Source organism: Beduinella massiliensis (genome assembly GCF_900199405.1).
GTDB lineage: Bacteria > Bacillota > Clostridia > Christensenellales > Aristaeellaceae > Beduinella > Beduinella massiliensis.
In genome coordinates, this window is the sequence record NZ_LT963430.1 from 3,004,914 (window position 1) to 3,019,949 (window position 15,036).

Annotated in this window: 23 protein-coding genes; all 23 read right to left on the minus strand. The window is 60.1% G+C overall.

Translation table 11 applies throughout. The features are described from left to right. Positions 1–21 precede the first annotated feature (21 nt). Positions 22–420 carry a 30S ribosomal protein S8 gene (gene rpsH, locus C1725_RS14595; RefSeq protein ID WP_102412297.1) on the minus strand — a complete coding sequence of 133 codons (399 nt, stop codon included), beginning with the start codon at positions 418–420 and terminating at the stop codon, positions 22–24. A 27-nt stretch (positions 421–447) separates the two neighbouring features. After that, complete coding sequence (locus C1725_RS14600; RefSeq protein WP_102412298.1) at positions 448–633, minus strand: type Z 30S ribosomal protein S14; 186 nt, start codon at positions 631–633, stop codon at positions 448–450. Positions 634–651: 18 nt separating this feature from the next. Beyond that, complete coding sequence (gene rplE, locus C1725_RS14605) at positions 652–1,197, minus strand: 50S ribosomal protein L5 (RefSeq protein WP_102412299.1); 546 nt, start codon at positions 1,195–1,197, stop codon at positions 652–654. A 16-nt stretch (positions 1,198–1,213) separates the two neighbouring features. After that, on the minus strand, positions 1,214–1,528 hold the full coding sequence (gene rplX, locus C1725_RS14610) for a 50S ribosomal protein L24 (protein ID WP_102412300.1): 315 nt from the start codon (positions 1,526–1,528) through the stop codon (positions 1,214–1,216). A 15-nt stretch (positions 1,529–1,543) separates the two neighbouring features. Continuing rightward, positions 1,544–1,912: a 50S ribosomal protein L14 gene (gene rplN, locus C1725_RS14615; RefSeq protein ID WP_102412301.1), complete on the minus strand. Its 369-nt coding sequence runs from the start codon at positions 1,910–1,912 to the stop codon at positions 1,544–1,546. A gap of 101 nt (positions 1,913–2,013) precedes the next feature. Then, positions 2,014–2,274, minus strand: a complete 261-nt coding sequence (gene rpsQ, locus C1725_RS14620) for a 30S ribosomal protein S17 (protein ID WP_102412302.1) — start codon at positions 2,272–2,274, stop codon at positions 2,014–2,016. 30 nt (positions 2,275–2,304) lie between these two features. After that, entirely contained in the window at positions 2,305–2,505 is a 201-nt protein-coding gene (rpmC, locus tag C1725_RS14625; protein WP_102412303.1) for a 50S ribosomal protein L29, read from the minus strand. Beyond that, complete coding sequence (gene rplP / locus C1725_RS14630) at positions 2,505–2,942, minus strand: 50S ribosomal protein L16 (protein ID WP_102412304.1); 438 nt, start codon at positions 2,940–2,942, stop codon at positions 2,505–2,507. The genes rpmC and rplP overlap by 1 nt, the downstream gene beginning before the upstream one ends. 3 nt (positions 2,943–2,945) lie before the next feature. Then, complete coding sequence (rpsC, locus tag C1725_RS14635; RefSeq protein WP_102412305.1) at positions 2,946–3,617, minus strand: 30S ribosomal protein S3; 672 nt, start codon at positions 3,615–3,617, stop codon at positions 2,946–2,948. Between the two features lie 12 nt (positions 3,618–3,629). Beyond that, a complete protein-coding gene (rplV, locus tag C1725_RS14640; RefSeq protein WP_102412306.1) occupies positions 3,630–4,013 on the minus strand; it encodes a 50S ribosomal protein L22 in 384 nt (127 codons plus the stop codon). Between the two features lie 15 nt (positions 4,014–4,028). After that, positions 4,029–4,307 carry a 30S ribosomal protein S19 gene (rpsS, locus tag C1725_RS14645; protein ID WP_102412307.1) on the minus strand — a complete coding sequence of 93 codons (279 nt, stop codon included), beginning with the start codon at positions 4,305–4,307 and terminating at the stop codon, positions 4,029–4,031. A gap of 36 nt (positions 4,308–4,343) precedes the next feature. Continuing rightward, positions 4,344–5,177 carry a 50S ribosomal protein L2 gene (gene rplB / locus C1725_RS14650; protein ID WP_102412308.1) on the minus strand — a complete coding sequence of 278 codons (834 nt, stop codon included), beginning with the start codon at positions 5,175–5,177 and terminating at the stop codon, positions 4,344–4,346. A 16-nt stretch (positions 5,178–5,193) separates the two neighbouring features. Next, positions 5,194–5,493 carry a 50S ribosomal protein L23 gene (rplW, locus tag C1725_RS14655; RefSeq protein WP_102412309.1) on the minus strand — a complete coding sequence of 100 codons (300 nt, stop codon included), beginning with the start codon at positions 5,491–5,493 and terminating at the stop codon, positions 5,194–5,196. Then, positions 5,493–6,116 carry a 50S ribosomal protein L4 gene (gene rplD / locus C1725_RS14660; RefSeq protein ID WP_102412310.1) on the minus strand — a complete coding sequence of 208 codons (624 nt, stop codon included), beginning with the start codon at positions 6,114–6,116 and terminating at the stop codon, positions 5,493–5,495. Before rplD ends, rplW begins: the two co-directional genes overlap by 1 nt. Before the next feature lie 24 nt (positions 6,117–6,140). Further along, positions 6,141–6,782, minus strand: a complete 642-nt coding sequence (gene rplC, locus C1725_RS14665) for a 50S ribosomal protein L3 (protein WP_102412311.1) — start codon at positions 6,780–6,782, stop codon at positions 6,141–6,143. A gap of 23 nt (positions 6,783–6,805) precedes the next feature. Then, positions 6,806–7,114, minus strand: a complete 309-nt coding sequence (gene rpsJ / locus C1725_RS14670; protein ID WP_102412312.1) for a 30S ribosomal protein S10 — start codon at positions 7,112–7,114, stop codon at positions 6,806–6,808. A gap of 640 nt (positions 7,115–7,754) precedes the next feature. After that, complete coding sequence (tuf, locus tag C1725_RS14675; protein ID WP_102412313.1) at positions 7,755–8,969, minus strand: elongation factor Tu; 1,215 nt, start codon at positions 8,967–8,969, stop codon at positions 7,755–7,757. Positions 8,970–9,037: 68 nt separating this feature from the next. Beyond that, positions 9,038–11,119 (minus strand): elongation factor G, encoded by a 2,082-nt coding sequence (gene fusA, locus C1725_RS14680; RefSeq protein ID WP_102412314.1) that lies wholly within the window; start codon positions 11,117–11,119, stop codon positions 9,038–9,040. Positions 11,120–11,185: 66 nt separating this feature from the next. After that, positions 11,186–11,656, minus strand: a complete 471-nt coding sequence (gene rpsG / locus C1725_RS14685; protein WP_102412315.1) for a 30S ribosomal protein S7 — start codon at positions 11,654–11,656, stop codon at positions 11,186–11,188. A 252-nt stretch (positions 11,657–11,908) separates the two neighbouring features. Beyond that, positions 11,909–12,283: a 30S ribosomal protein S12 gene (gene rpsL, locus C1725_RS14690; RefSeq protein ID WP_102412316.1), complete on the minus strand. Its 375-nt coding sequence runs from the start codon at positions 12,281–12,283 to the stop codon at positions 11,909–11,911. A 154-nt stretch (positions 12,284–12,437) separates the two neighbouring features. After that, the gene (locus C1725_RS14695; protein ID WP_102412317.1) at positions 12,438–12,686 is read right to left on the minus strand and encodes a ribosomal L7Ae/L30e/S12e/Gadd45 family protein; all 249 of its coding nucleotides are present in this window, start codon (positions 12,684–12,686) and stop codon (positions 12,438–12,440) included. A gap of 250 nt (positions 12,687–12,936) precedes the next feature. Further along, on the minus strand, positions 12,937–13,386 hold the full coding sequence (locus C1725_RS14700; RefSeq protein WP_102412318.1) for a hypothetical protein: 450 nt from the start codon (positions 13,384–13,386) through the stop codon (positions 12,937–12,939). A gap of 315 nt (positions 13,387–13,701) precedes the next feature. Continuing rightward, positions 13,702–14,961: a hypothetical protein gene (locus C1725_RS14705; RefSeq protein WP_102412319.1), complete on the minus strand. Its 1,260-nt coding sequence runs from the start codon at positions 14,959–14,961 to the stop codon at positions 13,702–13,704. Positions 14,962–15,036 lie beyond the last annotated feature (75 nt).

Genomic DNA, 15,036 nt, shown 5'->3' on the forward strand with positions numbered 1-15,036 from the left:
CCTCCAATTTGCGAGTGTCCGTTACCAGATGTAGGCCAGGACTTCGCCGCCCACTTCATTCTTGCGGGCTTCCTTATCCGTCATGACGCCCCTGGACGTCGAGATGATGGCGATGCCGAGGCCGCCGAGGACCTTCGGGATCTCGCCGCAGCGAGCGTATACGCGCAGGCCGGGCTTGCTGATGCGCTTGAGGCCGACGATCACGCTCTGCTTGTTCTGGGAGTACTTCAGGCCGATCTTGATCTTACCGGCCAGGCCATCGTCGATGAAATCGACGCTCTTGATGTAACCTTCGCTCAGCAGAATCTTCGCGATGGACTTCTTCATATTAGAAGCCGGGATCATCACGGTGTCATGCTTGGCGACTTGAGCATTGCGAATGCGGGTCAGCATATCGGCAATGGGATCGTTTACGAGCATTGTAGCACCTCCTTGCGTTCTTCCCGCTTACCAACTGGCCTTGCGGACACCGGGGATTTGGCCCTTATAAGCCAGTTCACGGAAACAAATGCGGCAGATTCCGTACTTGCGCAGAACGGAGTGCGGACGGCCGCACAGACGGCAGCGGGTATACGCGCGCGTCGAGAACTTCGGCGTCTTCTGCTGCTTTAAAATCATGCTAGTCTTCGCCATGCGATTTGTTCCTCCTTCTTACTGCTGCGCGAACGGCATGCCAAGCAGGCGCAGCAGCTCGCGGGACTCTTCGTCGGTCTTCGCGGTCGTGACGAAGATCATCTCCATGCCGCGGATCTTATCCACCTTGTCGTACTCGATTTCGGGGAAAAGCAGCTGCTCGCGAATGCCCAGCGCGTAGTTGCCGCGACCGTCGAAGGCCTTGGTGGAAACGCCGTGGAAGTCGCGAACGCGCGGCAGCGCGATGTTGACCAGCTTATCGACGAAGTGATACATGCGCTCGCCGCGCAGCGTCACCTTGGCGCCGATGTTCATGCCCTCACGAACCTTGAAGTTCGCGACGGACTTCTTCGCCTTGGTGACCATCGCCTTCTGGCCGGCGATGGTTTCCAGCTCGGCAACCGCCGCATCCATCGCCTTGGGGTTATCCTTGCAATCGCCCAGGCCCATGTTGATGACAACCTTTTCGAGCCTGGGGATCTCGTTGACATTCTTGTAACCGAACTTCTGCTGCAGGGCAGGAATAACTTCGGTCACGTACTTGTCCTTCAGACGTGCTTCCATTTTTCTTCCTCCCTACTCAGTTCTCAAACGCCGCGCCGCACTTCTTGCAGACGCGAACCTTGCTGCCATCTTCGAGCACCTTGTGGGCGTTGCGGGTCGCTTTGCCGCACTTCCCGCAGACGAGCATCACGTTGGACGCGTCGATGGCCGCTTCCTTGTGGATGATTCCACCCGGGGCGCCCTGCTGGCGGGGTTTCTGGTGCTTCGTCGCCATGGCGACGCCTTCGACGATGACCTTTCCGGCCTTCGGAGAGGCGGAAATCACCTTGCCCTTCTTGCCCTTGTCCTTGCCGCTGATCACAACGACAGTATCGTTAGAACGAACATGCATGATCTTGCCACCTCCTTACAGAACTTCGGGAGCGAGCGAGACGATCTTCATGAAGTCCTTCTCGCGAAGCTCGCGGGCCACTGGCCCAAAGATACGGGTACCACGGGGCTGTTTCTGATCGTTGATGATAACGGCAGCGTTATCGTCGAAACGAATGTAGGAACCGTCGGGACGGCGGCGTTCCTTGTGCGTGCGTACGATCACGGCTTTCACGACATCGCCCTTCTTCACAACGCCGCCGGGCGTTGCGCTCTTGACAGAAGCCACGATGATATCGCCGATAGAGCCGGACTGACGGAAGGAACCGCCGAGCACGCGGATGCACATGATTTCCTTGGCGCCGGTATTGTCGGCGACCTTAAGACGCGTTTGCGGCTGAATCATTGAGATTTTTTCCTCCTTTTGCGGCCCTGCATCAGTGGATGCAGAACTTCGGGGCTGCGACATGGCGCCGCCCCCGGCCTGCGCCGGCAGGCCTTACAATCTTACTTCGCCTTCTCGACGATCTCGACAAGGCGCCAGCGCTTGTCGCGGCTAATCGGGCGGGTCTCCATGACGCGGACGGTGTCGCCAATGCCGCACTCGTTCTTCTCGTCATGCACCTTGAATTTGGTGGTCTGGTTCATGATCTTGCCGTAGAGCGGATGACGAACACGGTTCTTCACCGCCACGACAACGGTCTTATCCATCTTATCGCTAACGACCACGCCAACGCGGGTCTTGCGCAGGTTTCTGCTTTCAGACATTGAAGCGGTAGCCTCCCTTCTCATTTACAGTTACGCCTGAGCCTTGAGCTCCAGGCTGCGGAGGACGGTCTTGGCACGGGCGATGTCGCGCTTGACGTTCTTGATCGCCATCGTGTTTTGAAGCTGACCCGTAGCAAGCTGGAAACGAAGGGTGAAGAGCTCAGCTTTCAGTTCCTTCACCTTGTCGCTCAGCTGCTCGGCTGTCATTTCACTGAACTGATTCGCCTTCATTAACCCTCACCACCCACTTCATTGTTCTGAGCCTCACGCTTGAGGAACTTGGTCTTGATGGGCAGCTTGTGCTGCGCCAGACGCAGGGCTTCACGCGCCGCTTCTTCCGGCACGCCCTTGATCTCAAAGAGCACGCGGCCGGGCTTGACGACGGCTACCCAGTATTCGGGAGAACCCTTGCCGGAGCCCATGCGGGTCTCGGCCGGCTTTTCGGTGATCGGCTTGTCCGGGAAGATCTTGATCCATACCTGACCGCCGCGCTTGGTGTAACGGGTCAGCGCAACACGGGCCGCCTCGATCTGGTTGGACGTGATCCAGCCCGGCTCTACGGCCTGAATGCCGTAGTCGCCGTACGCGAGGAAGTTGCCGCGCGTGGCCTTACCCTTCATGCGGCCGCGGAAGACGCGGCGGCGCTTTACTCTCTTGGGCATCAACATGGTTTACTTGCCTCCTTCGGTCTTGGCAGCAGGCGCTTTCTTCGCCTTAGGCAGGATCTGACCCTTGTAGATCCAAACCTTCACGCCGATGCGGCCGTACGTGGTGCGGGCCTCGGCGAAGCCGTAGTCGATGTTCGCGCGCAGGGTCTGCAGCGGGATGGAACCTTCGTGATAGCCCTCGCTGCGTGCGATATCCGCGCCGCCCAGACGGCCGGACACGGAGGTCTTGATGCCCTTGGCGCCGGCCTTCATCGCGCGGCCCAGGCACTGCTTCATCGCACGGCGGAAGCTGATGCGCTTTTCGAGCTGCTGGGCGATGTTTTCGGCGACCAGCTGCGCGTCCGCATCGGGATTCTTGATCTCCATGATGTTCAGGGAGACCGCCTTGCCGACGAAGGCTTCGATGTCCTTTTTCAGCTGCTCCACGCCCGCGCCGCCTCGGCCGATCACCACGCCGGGCTTGGCGGTGAAGATGTTCACGGTAACCTTGTTGGCGCTGCGCTCAATGTCGACCTTGGAGATACCGGCTCCATTGAGGCGCGTCTTCAGCATTTCGCGCAGCTTGAAGTCCTCTTCAAGGTTGGCGGCGAAATCCTTTTTATTCGCATACCAGCGAGTGCTCCAGTCCATGATTACGCCCACGCGGGCGCCATGGGGATTAACTTTCTGACCCATCCGATTCCCTCCTTACTTCTGATCGAGCACGACCGTGATGTGGCTGGTCCGCTTGAGCATCGGCGATGCGCTGCCGCGGGAGCGGGCGACGTAACGCTTGAGCGTCGGGCCGGGGTTGGCGTAAACCTCCGCCACATACAGCGAGCCGCGGTCCATGCTGAGGTTGTTCTCGGCGTTGGCAATGGCAGAAAGCAGCAGCTTTTCCACGACGGGAGCAGCCGCCTTGGGGGTATACATCAGGATCGCCAGGGCTTCGTCTACCTTCTTGCCGCGAATCAGATCGATGACGATCTGAACCTTGCGGGAAGAAATACGGACGTAACGAGCGATGGCACGGGGCCGCTTGTCGCAATTCGCCTTGCGCGCAGCAGCCTTTTCACGGGTTCTGGTGGCCATGCGGTTTCACTCCTTTTACTTGCGCGCGGACGCCTTCTCACCGGCGTGACCCCTGAAGGTACGCGTGGGGGCGAATTCGCCGAGCTTGTGTCCAACCATCTCTTCGACAATGTAAACCGGGACGTGCTTGCGGCCGTCATGCACGGCGATCGTGTGGCCGACCATCTCCGGGAAGATGGTGGACGCGCGCGACCAGGTCTTGAGCACGCTCTTCTTGCCGGTATTGTTCATTTCGACGATCTTCGCCAGGAGTCGTTCGCTGACGAAAGGTCCCTTCTTGACCGATCTGCTCATAGAGCTTTTAGCCTCCTTCCATAGGGCGTTTGGGTCTTACTTCTTGCCCGCACGCTTGACGATAAACTTGTCGGAATACTTCTTGTGCTTGCGGGTCTTCAGGCCCAGCGCAGGCTTGCCCCACGGGGTGACAGGCGCGGGCATGCCGACCGGGGATTTGCCTTCGCCGCCGCCGTGCGGGTGGTCGTTCGGGTTCATGACGACGCCGCGGACGGAGGGACGAATGCCCATGTGGCGGGTCTTACCGGCCTTGCCGACGCGGACGTTGCTGTGGTCGCTGTTGCCGACGGTGCCGATGGTGGCCTTCGCCTCCATCGAGATCATGCGAACCTCGCCGGAGGGCAGGCGAACCTGCGCGTAAGCGCCTTCCTTAGCCATCAGCTGCGCCGCGTTGCCCGCGCTGCGCACAAGCTGGCCGCCCTTGCCGGGCTTCAGCTCGATGTTGTGGATCAGCGTGCCGACCGGAATATGCTTGATGGGAAGGGCGTTGCCCGGCTTGATGTCGGCCTCGTCTCCGCTCGTCACGGTGTCGCCCACCTTCAGGCCGATCGGCGCGAGGATGTAGCGCTTTTCGCCGTCCGCGTAGTTCAGCAGCGCGATGAACGCGGTGCGGTTCGGATCGTACTCGATGGACGCAACCTTCGCGGGGATGTTGTCCTTGTTGCGCTTAAAGTCGATCACGCGGTACTTGATCTTGTTGCCGCCGCCCTGATGACGGACGGTGATCTTGCCCTGCTTGTTGCGGCCGGCGTTCTTCTTGAGGTACTCGACCAGGGAGCGCTCGGGCGCCTTCTTGGTGAGCTCTTCGTACGTCAGCACCGACATAAAGCGGCGGGCCGGGGAAGTCGGCTTATAAACTCTGATTCCCATTTGCTGTTCCTCCCTCTTACTGGGCCATGCCTTCGAAGAACTCGATGGTCTTGGAGTCTTTCTTGAGCGTCACATAGGCCTTCTTGATTTCGGGGGTGCGCCCGGACGTACGGCCCTGACGCTTTACCTTGCCGAGCGTGCGCAGGGTGTTGACCGTGTCGACCTTGACGCCGTCGAAGACGGCCTCGATCGCCTGCTTGATCTCGGTCTTGTTGGCGCTGATCGCCACTTCAAACACATAACGCTTGTCCTCGAAGCCGTCGTACGCCTTTTCAGTCAGTACGGGGCGCAGGATGATATCGTGGGGATTCTTCATTACGCGTACACCTCCTCGACGAGCTTCACAGCGTCCTGCGTGATGACGAACTTGTCGTGCGCGAGGATGTCCAGCACGTTGATCGTGTTGACGTAGGCGCACGTGACGCCCGGAATGTTGTGGGCGGCGCGGGTGACGGAGTCATCCTTGCCGGGCAGCACCAGCAGCGTCTTCTTCTCGCAGCCGAGCTTCTTGAGCATCGCGGCGACGAGCTTGGTCTTCGGGGCGTCGAGGGCGATCTTGTCCAGGACGATCATCTCGCCCTCGTTCACCTTCGAGGTCAGCGCGCCCTTGAGCGCCAGGCGCTTCACCTTGCGCGGAACGCTGATGACGTAATCGCGGGGCTTGGGCGCGAACACGACGCCGCCGTGCGTGAACTGGGGAGCACGGTTGGAATGATGGCGCGCGTTGCCGGTGCCCTTCTGACGGTAGATCTTGCGGCCGCCGCCACGGACCTCGCCGCGGGTCTTAGCCGACTGGGTTCCCTGGCGCTTGGCAGCCAGCTGGCTGCGCACGACCAGGTGAATGGCCGCTTCGTTGACGTCGGCCGCGAAGATCTCTTCGCTCAGCTCGATTTCGCCGACGGAAGCGCCTTCCTGATTCATGAGAGCAATCTTAGGCATGAACGGTTTCCTCCTTCTCCCGGTTTAGGCCTTGACGGAATCGCGGATCACGAGGTAACCGCCATTCGGGCCGGGGACTGCGCCGCGGACCAGCAGCAGGTTGCGCTCGGCGTCGACGCGAACCACGGACAGGTTCTGAATCGTCACCTTTTCCACGCCGTAATGGCCGGCCATATGCTTGTTCTTGAACACGCGGGACGGGGTGGAGTTAGCACCCAGCGAGCCCACGCCGCGATGGTACTTGGAGCCGTGCGCCATGGGGCCGGTGTGCTGCGACCAGCGGTAGATCGCGCCGGTGTAGCCGTGGCCCTTGCTCGTGCCCGTGATGTCCACCTTGTCGCCTTCGGCGAAGACATCGGCCTTGATCTGAGCGCCCACTTCCAGGGCGGAGCAATCCTCCAGGCGCAGCTCCTTGAGCTTGCGGGTCGGGGCGGCGCCCGCCTTCTTGAAGTGGCCGGTCTCAGGCTTGTTGACCAGCTTCTTGGCGCGCGCTTCGGGATACTCGTCGAAGCCAACCTGAACCGCCTCATAGCCGTCCTTTTCTGCGGTCTTCTTCTGAACGACCGTGCAGGGGCCAGCCTCGATGACCGTAACCGGAAGCAGGCGGCCGTCCGGGGTGAAGACCTGCGTCATGCCGATCTTTTTACCGACGATAGCTTTTTTCATTGTTTTGCACCTCCTGATCCTTGTTACAGTTTGATTTCAATTTCGACGCCAGCCGGCAGATCAAGCTTCATCATCGCGTCCACGGTGCGGGGGGTGGGGTTGTGGATGTCGATGAGGCGCTTATGCGTGCGCTGTTCGAACTGCTCGCGCGAATCCTTGTACTTGTGGGGCGCGCGCAGAATGGTCACAACTTCCTTCTCGGTCGGCAGCGGAATCGGACCGGAAACCTTCGCGCCCGTGCGCTTTGCGGTCTCCACGATGCGCTCAGCGGACTGATCGATGAGGTTGTGCTCATACGCCTTGAGCTTGATGCGAATTTTCTGATTGGCCATTTTCAATCCTCCTTGTTCGTACTCAAACGTCGCTTACGTGTGTCTGACGCGGCGGTGCTTGAGCCCGTCGCCCGATAGCCGGACATGGTCCATGATAGTTCCCCACAGGCCAGTGGCAATCTATCACTTCATCCCGAATCGTAGACAACTGCTACATTATAGCGGATAAACCCCTGTTTGACAAGGGGTTTAAATAAACTTTTTCCGATTATTTCAGGTTTTTTCTTCCTCAGGCAAAAACGCCGTAATGCTTGCCCCATCTCGCTTTTTACGCTGCGCGCTCCTGCCATATCCTGCGCATTTCATTTACACGCTTCCGGGTGTATCATGTGTCCTTCAACCTGCACACGACACCGGGCGTATCATCCTTGATTTTGCTGCCTGACCCGCCGTTTTTAGCGCCTTTCTCCAACCTCGCCCCATTTCTTTGTGCAGCTTGTACGCGTTAACGTTCACGCGTGTTTTTCCATTCGCCCCGGCGGCGGCAAAAGAGGGGCACAAAGCAGGCTGTAAAACGGTCGCTTGGGCGGCCCGCCCGCGCCTTCCCTGCGTGCGAGTCCGGGCCGCCCAATCTTAAAGGGATATACTAAAGAAAGGACCGGAAAACAGCATGCTGCTTTCCGGTCCCTGAATTGTGCAATTACTCGATGACCTTGGTGACGACGCCGGAGCCAACCGTGCGGCCGCCCTCGCGGATAGCGAAACGCAGCTTCTCCTCGATCGCGATCGGGGTGATCAGCGTGCACTCCATCGTCACGTTGTCGCCAGGCATCACCATCTCCACGCCGTCCGGAAGCTTGATGTTGCCCGTAACGTCCGTCGTACGGAAGTAGAACTGCGGACGGTAGCCGTTGAAGAACGGCGTATGACGGCCGCCCTCTTCCTTCGTCAGCACGTATACCTCGCCCATGTAGTGCGTGTGCGGATGAATCGTGCCCGGCTTCGCCAGTACCTGGCCGCGCTCGATCTCATTGCGCTGCACGCCGCGCAGCAGCACGCCGATGTTGTCGCCCGCTTCCGCCTGATCCAGCAGCTTGCGGAACATCTCGACGCCCGTGACAACCGTGGAACGCGGCTTGTCCATCAGGCCGACGATCTCGACGGTGTCCTGCACCTTGACCACGCCGCGCTCCACACGGCCGGTCGCAACCGTGCCGCGGCCCGTGATGGAGAACACGTCCTCTACAGGCATCAGGAACGGCTCGTCCGTCGCGCGCTTCGGAGACGGGATGTACTCGTCCACAGCGTCCATCAGCTCGAAGATGCACTGGCACTCCGGCGCGTTCTTCGGGTCGGTGCCGCCGTTCTGCACGTACTCCAGCGCCTTGAGCGCGGAGCCCTTGATGATCGGGATGTCGTCGCCCGGGAACTGGTACGCGCTCAGCAGCTCGCGGATCTCCATTTCGACCAGCTCGAGCAGCTCCTCGTCGTCCATCATGTCCGTCTTGTTCATGAACACGACGATGTAGTGCACACCCACCTGACGCGCCAGCAGGATGTGCTCGCGGGTCTGCGGCATCGGGCCGTCCGGAGAGGACACGACCAGGATCGCGCCGTCCATCTGCGCCGCGCCCGTGATCATGTTCTTGACGTAGTCGGCGTGCCCAGGGCAGTCGACGTGCGCGTAGTGGCGCTTCTCCGTCTCGTACTCCACATGCGACGTGTTGATCGTAATTCCGCGCGCCTTTTCTTCCGGCGCCTTGTCGATTTCGTCGTAGCGCATCGCCTGCGCGTCGCCCATCGTCGACAGAACCATCGTGATCGCCGCCGTCAGCGTCGTCTTGCCGTGGTCAACGTGGCCGATGGTGCCAATGTTTACGTGCGGCTTGTTGCGCTCAAACTTTTGCTTCGCCATTGAGTTGTCCTCCTTGCTAATCCATTGTCATGCTGGGGTTTATCGGGCAGCCGAAAGGCGCGGAAGGCTTACGCCTTCGACGCGCGCTCTCCGACAACCTTTTCCGTGATGGACTTGGGCGCCGGCTCGTAATGTGCAAACTGCATCGTATGCACGCCGCGGCCCTGCGTGCGCGAACGCAGCGCGGTCGCGTAGCCGAACATCTCGCCCAGCGGAACCATCGCGTGAATTTCCTGGGTGTTGCCGATCGTATCCATGCCTTCGATACGTCCGCGGCGGCTGTTCAGGTCGCCGATGACGTCGCCCATGTAGTCGTCCGGCACGGTCACGTCGACCTTCATCACCGGCTCGAGCAGGCAGGGATCGGCCTTCTTCAGGCACTCCTTGAACGCCATGGAGCCGGCGATCTTGAACGCCATTTCAGAGGAGTCGACCTCGTGATAGGAGCCGTCGTACACGATGGCGCGGAAATCGACGACCTCGAAGCCGCCCAGCGAGCCGTTCTTGGAGGCCTCGCGGATGCCGGCGTCGATCGGGGCGATGTATTCCTTCGGAATCGCGCCGCCCACGACGTTGTTGACGAATTCGTACCCGGCGCCCGGCTCCAGGGGCTGCAGCTCAACCCAGCAGTCGCCGTACTGGCCGTTGCCGCCGGACTGACGCACGAAGCGGCCCTCGGCCTTCGCGGCCTTGCGGATCGTCTCGCGGTAAGCAACCTGCGGCGCGCCGACGGTCGCCTCGACCTTGAACTCGCGCAGCAGACGGTCGACGATGATCTCCAGATGGAGCTCGCCCATGCCCGCGATGATCGTCTGACCCGTTTCCTGATCGGTATAGGTCTTAAAGGTCGGGTCTTCCTCCGCCAGGCGCAGCAGGGCGAGGATCATCTTGTCCTGGCCGGCCTTGGTCTTCGGCTCGATGGCGACCTGAATGACCGGGTCAGGGAACTCCATGTTCTCCAGAATGACCTGCGCCTTGTCGTCGCACAGCGTATCGCCGGTGGTCGTGTCCTTGAAGCCCACGACGCCCGCGATGTCGCCCGCGTAGACCGCGTCGAGCTCCTTGCGCTCGTTGGCGTGCATCTGCACGATACGGCCCATGCGCTCGCGCTTGCCCTTCGTGGAGTTCAGCACATAGGAGCCGGAGCTGATATGGCCGGAATACACGCGGATGAAGGCGAGCTTGCCGACGAACGGATCGGTCATGATCTTAAACGCCAGCGCGGAGAAGGGCTCGTCGTCGGACGCGTGACGCTCGACTTCCTCGTCCGTCTTCGGGTTAACGCCCTTGATGGCCGGGATGTCGATAGGCGAAGGCATGTATTCGACGACGTTGTCCAGCATGGGCTGCACGCCCTTGTTGCGGTAAGAGGTGCCGCAGGTCACGGGGAAGAACTTGCAGGCGATGGTGCCCTTGCGAATCGCCGCGCGCAGCTCCTCGATCGTGGGCTCCTCGCCCATGAGGAACTTCTCGGCCAGGTCGTCGTCGAGCTCGCACACGGCTTCGACCATCTTCTCGTGATACTCCTGCGCCAGGTCCATCATGTCGGCGGGGATCTCCTCGTCGCGGATGTCCTTGCCCAGGTCGTCGTAATAGACCTCGGCGCGCATGGTGAGCAGGTCGATGATGCCGCGGAAATCGGCTTCAGCGCCGATCGGCAGCTGAATCGGCACCGCGTTCGCGTGCAGGCGATCCCTCAGCATCTGCACCACGCGGAAGAAATTGGCGCCCATGATGTCCATCTTGTTAACGTACACCATGCGGGGAACGCCGTACTTTTCAGCCTGACGCCAAACGGTCTCAGACTGCGGCTCGACGCCGCCCTTTGCGCAGAAAACGGCTACAGCACCATCGAGAACGCGCAGAGAACGTTCGACTTCGACGGTAAAATCGACGTGGCCGGGGGTGTCAATGATGTTGATACGGTGGCCTTTCCAATAGCAGGTGGTCGCAGCAGAGGTAATCGTGATTCCACGCTCCTGCTCCTGCGCCATCCAGTCCATGGTCGCGGAACCTTCATGCGTCTCACCGATCTTGTGATTGATACCGGTGTAGAAAAGGATGCGTTCCGTCGTGGTCGTCTTACCAGCGTCGATGTGGGCCATGATGCCGATATTGCGAACCTTATCCAAAGGATGGTTTCTAGGCATAGTCGTTCATCCTCCTTCCCGATGTTCTGGGAGTGATATAGATCGTGTTTTTCATCTCGAGATGCCTTACCAGCGATAGTGCGCGAACGCCTTGTTGGCCTCCGCCATGCGGTGCATTTCTTCCTTGCGCTTCACGGCGTTGCCCGCGTTGTTGGAAGCGTCCAGGATCTCGGCGGCCAGGCGCTCGGCCATGGTCTTTTCGCCGCGCTTGCGGGAAAACTCGACCAACCAGCGCAGGGCCAGCGTCTGACGGCGCTCCGGACGGATCTCGACCGGAACCTGATAGGTCGCGCCGCCGACGCGGCGGGCCTTGACCTCCAAGGACGGCAGGATGTTGTTCAGGCCGGCCTGGAACACCTCCATCGCGTCCTTGCCGGACTTTTCGGCGATCGCGGAGAAAGCATCGTAGCAAACGGCCTGCGCGACGCCGCGCTTGCCGTCGAGCATCACCTGATTGATGAGCTTGGTCACGAGGGTCGTTCCGTATACCGGATCCGGCAGCACCTCGCGCTTGGGAATAAATCCACGTCTGGGCATTGTAATACCTCCCTATAACGAGTCACAAAATACTCTGAAAGTTGCGTGCGATCCGGACGCCCGGCACGCAAAACGCCTCAGCATGACGCTTTGTGCGCGGGATTGCGCTCCCCGGCCCGTGAAGGCTTCAGCCCTCCGCCGTTCCTTGCGGAAAGCCTTCCTTTCGCCGCCCTGAAAGGCAACTGTCTTCTTTACGCGTCTGCGCCTTCGCGCAGAGCCTGCGTGACCGCGGTCCGAGCCGTAAGGCCCGGATTACTTCTTCGGGCGTTTTGCGCCGTACAGAGAACGGGACTGCATACGCTTGGCGACGCCGGCCGCGTCCAGCGCGCCACGGATGATGTGGTAGCGCACGCCAGGCAGGTCACGCACACGGCCGCCGCGAATCAACACGACGCTGTGCTCCTGCAGGTTGTGACCGATACCCGGAATATAGCAGGTGCCCTCGATGGAGTTCGTCAGACGAACACGAGCGATTTTACGCAGAGCCGAATTCGGCTTTTTCGGCGTGGTGGTCTTGACCGAGAGGCAGACACCGCGCTTCTGCGGGCACTTCTGCAAGATAGGCGCGGTCGACTTGTTGACGACCTTTTCTCTTCCCTTGCGGATCAACTGATTGATCGTAGGCATGGAAGCACCTCCTTGATTTCTTCAAACTTAAAATGAAAAACATCTATCTATAAAAATCCGCGCAACCCTCGCGAACCTTATAGCGGACACAGGCCCTTAAGACCGCAGAAAACCCGGGCACAGCCAAAGAGGCTGTCCCAGGAAAGGGCACGTTTTACCTGCGCTGAACGCCAGCGGCGGCCGCGCCGACGTCGATGCCGCATGCCTGACCGAGCACCTTCATGGATTCGATCTCCTGACAGGGGATGTTCATGTCATAGCAACGGTCCATCACCCGCTTCGTCAGAAACGGGTCCGCGTCGCGCGCCACATACGCGCGGGCTACATTGCCCGCATCCAGCGCGCGCAGGAGCTGTTTGGTGCCGACGATTCGTCTGTCGGCATCGCTTAGCTCTGAAAGCATGATGACCTTCCTTTCGTTTTGCACAGCAGCATATAGACAGGCTGCGCAATAAACCATTATATGATACCATCGCGCGCACTGACTGTCAATGCAATTCCCTTTATTTTTCTAAAAAAGCGCTGTGCGGGGCACTTTGACCGATGAAATGCGCCTCGCACATACACTTGTCATATTATAACCTGTCCTTCCGCCGATTTCAAGCGCATCCCCGGCGGATTCCACGTTATTTTTTTCGCACCCGCCCGAAAACTCATCCCACGTCGTCCTCCGGGTGCAGATCGAGGAAGGCGATTTCCCGTTGGAAGAGCGAATAGCCGACGCGCCCGTCCACGCCGCTCCCCTCCTGGGCGAAGTCCAGCACGACAAAAATATCCGTATCCGTCTTTTCGTAGCGGTTGTTCGCAAAGAGCGTCCCATACGGCAAGATCTCACCATACGGCACGTCCGTACGCTTTAAAAAATCCTCGGCAGCCGCCCGGATATCCTGCATGCGCATCTCATACGCCCCGGCATCCCCCGTGCCCGCGCTGTCTATGAGATTTCCCATGCCCCCGACCGGCTCGTCCGCGCCCAGCACCCACGCAAAATCCCACTTTTGGGCGTAAGCGACCATGTCGGGAATGCCCGTCTCCTGCCAGAAGTCCCGCTCGCCCGTGTGCACCCGGTGCACCCGGCGCACGCCCTCTTCGTTCAGTTCCACACGGTAGAGCAGCCCGCTCCCGTCCTGCGGGACGTATTCTACGGTCGTCCACGCCCTTCGCGTTCCGTCTGTCTGGTAAGCTCACTCCGTTTCGCGCGCCGTAAACTGTGCCTCCGCCTCCGGCGTCACGTCGAAAAATCGCTGCAGGGCTTCCCTCGCCTGATCGATTGCGGCGCCGGCAGGCTTTAATTGCTCCTCTGACGCTTCGTCCGGTAATCCCGCTTTTGTCCCCCGGCATCTTCGGCAAATGCCCAGGACGCCGTCGTGAGAATCACCAAAAGGCCTATGACGACCCCATATATCTTTCTCATCCTGTCATCCGTTTGAGTCCACGTTCAAATCCACATAAGCGATCCGGCGCTGATAGAGCGAATAGCCCACCTGAATATATCCGCCGGACGAGTATAGCGTCCCTTCCGGTTTCTCGTAAGAAAACACAAGATAAACGTCCGTGTCCTTTCCGGCTATAACCTCCTGGCTATAAGTCAGCAGCGCGCCGACCGCCCAGTCGCCGCTCCAGGCTTTATGTGGGATGCCCTGCTTTTGCAGGTATTCAGATATCCCCTCTTCTACCTCTCGGATGCGCTGTACGTCCTCCAATGCCCACTGCGCATCCCAGGCGTAAAGCATCTCTTCCCGATCTGCATCGTCGATCGGGTTCGCTCCGCTCAGCCCTGTGTATGCGCGCTGGACGCGCCGGACGCCGTCCGCGTTCAATTCCACGCGATACAGCCATTCTCCGCCGTCCTGCGGCGTCAGTTCGACCGTCTTCCAGGTCCAGACGGGGTATTGCGCGTTCATGTGGTATTGCGAAGCCGTATCGATGGCGACGGCTGCCTCCGCATCGACGGTTTCGCCCAGATAGCGCTGAATCGCCGCCCGGGCCTGCCGCTCGTACCACGCGTTTTCCTCTGCCTGTGTCTGGCAGCCGGAAGGCGCCTGCTCGGACCACATGACGCAGCGCACCTCGCCCGTGCGCGGAATCACCTTTACCCTCGCTTCCTCGCCGCCTGGGAACCAAAGCAGAACCTCGTGCCCGTATTCTGCGTTCTCGAGGTTCGATTCCGCCTTGGGGTAGACACAAATCTCGACGATCTGCGCTTCCTGCCAGCCTACGTCCGCCAGCCATGCGCGCATAAACGCACGCGTCGTTTCCGTATCGTCGAGCGTCCAGGACGCCGCCGACGCAAAGGACGGCCCTTCGCAGACCAGCCGGTAAACCGTTCCGTCCGGCTGCGCATAGGCTGTATAGGTGCGTTCAATCACACCACCCCATGTAGCTGTCCAACGGTATTCATTGCCGGTGCGTACAAAGACGGCGTCCGGAGCCTTCGAACTCGGGTGATCGCGGCGCTCCACGCCCTTTTCCTCCTCGTAGCGCTCCTTCGACGGCGTCTCCCGCGCGCTTTTGAAGAAGCGTGCGCACGCCCTGAGCATCTCCTCCTGTGCGTTTTGTTCCGGCAGCACAAGCCCCTGCGCCCGTCCCCCAATCAGCGCCGGTTCGGCATGCGCTACGCCAAAAAGCAGCGGCAGCGCCAGCAGCAGCGCGGCAAAGATGCGCTTTCTCATTTTCAATCGTTCCCCTTCCGTCCCTCTTTGCCTATATAGACGAAAAAGCCGCCCAGAACCTTCCAGCTCTGAACGGCTTTG

Bases quoted from the DNA above. Each gene is read 5' to 3' on its own strand.
- rpsH (WP_102412297.1), bottom strand. From the start codon at position 420: ATGCTCGTAAACGATCCCATTGCCGATATGCTGACCCGCATTCGCAAT.
- C1725_RS14600 (WP_102412298.1), bottom strand. From the start codon at position 633: ATGGCGAAGACTAGCATGATTTTAAAGCAGCAGAAGACGCCGAAGTTC.
- rplE (WP_102412299.1), bottom strand. From the start codon at position 1,197: ATGGAAGCACGTCTGAAGGACAAGTACGTGACCGAAGTTATTCCTGCC.
- rplX (WP_102412300.1), bottom strand. From the start codon at position 1,528: ATGCATGTTCGTTCTAACGATACTGTCGTTGTGATCAGCGGCAAGGAC.
- rplN (WP_102412301.1), bottom strand. From the start codon at position 1,912: ATGATTCAGCCGCAAACGCGTCTTAAGGTCGCCGACAATACCGGCGCC.
- rpsQ (WP_102412302.1), bottom strand. From the start codon at position 2,274: ATGTCTGAAAGCAGAAACCTGCGCAAGACCCGCGTTGGCGTGGTCGTT.
- rpmC (WP_102412303.1), bottom strand. From the start codon at position 2,505: ATGAAGGCGAATCAGTTCAGTGAAATGACAGCCGAGCAGCTGAGCGAC.
- rplP (WP_102412304.1), bottom strand. From the start codon at position 2,942: ATGTTGATGCCCAAGAGAGTAAAGCGCCGCCGCGTCTTCCGCGGCCGC.
- rpsC (WP_102412305.1), bottom strand. From the start codon at position 3,617: ATGGGTCAGAAAGTTAATCCCCATGGCGCCCGCGTGGGCGTAATCATG.
- rplV (WP_102412306.1), bottom strand. From the start codon at position 4,013: ATGGCCACCAGAACCCGTGAAAAGGCTGCTGCGCGCAAGGCGAATTGC.
- rpsS (WP_102412307.1), bottom strand. From the start codon at position 4,307: ATGAGCAGATCGGTCAAGAAGGGACCTTTCGTCAGCGAACGACTCCTG.
- rplB (WP_102412308.1), bottom strand. From the start codon at position 5,177: ATGGGAATCAGAGTTTATAAGCCGACTTCCCCGGCCCGCCGCTTTATG.
- rplW (WP_102412309.1), bottom strand. From the start codon at position 5,493: ATGAAGAATCCCCACGATATCATCCTGCGCCCCGTACTGACTGAAAAG.
- rplD (WP_102412310.1), bottom strand. From the start codon at position 6,116: ATGCCTAAGATTGCTCTCATGAATCAGGAAGGCGCTTCCGTCGGCGAA.
- rplC (WP_102412311.1), bottom strand. From the start codon at position 6,782: ATGAAAAAAGCTATCGTCGGTAAAAAGATCGGCATGACGCAGGTCTTC.
- rpsJ (WP_102412312.1), bottom strand. From the start codon at position 7,114: ATGGCCAATCAGAAAATTCGCATCAAGCTCAAGGCGTATGAGCACAAC.
- tuf (WP_102412313.1), bottom strand. From the start codon at position 8,969: ATGGCGAAGCAAAAGTTTGAGCGCAACAAGCCGCACGTAAACATTGGC.
- fusA (WP_102412314.1), bottom strand. From the start codon at position 11,119: ATGCCTAGAAACCATCCTTTGGATAAGGTTCGCAATATCGGCATCATG.
- rpsG (WP_102412315.1), bottom strand. From the start codon at position 11,656: ATGCCCAGACGTGGATTTATTCCCAAGCGCGAGGTGCTGCCGGATCCG.
- rpsL (WP_102412316.1), bottom strand. From the start codon at position 12,283: ATGCCTACGATCAATCAGTTGATCCGCAAGGGAAGAGAAAAGGTCGTC.
- C1725_RS14695 (WP_102412317.1), bottom strand. From the start codon at position 12,686: ATGCTTTCAGAGCTAAGCGATGCCGACAGACGAATCGTCGGCACCAAA.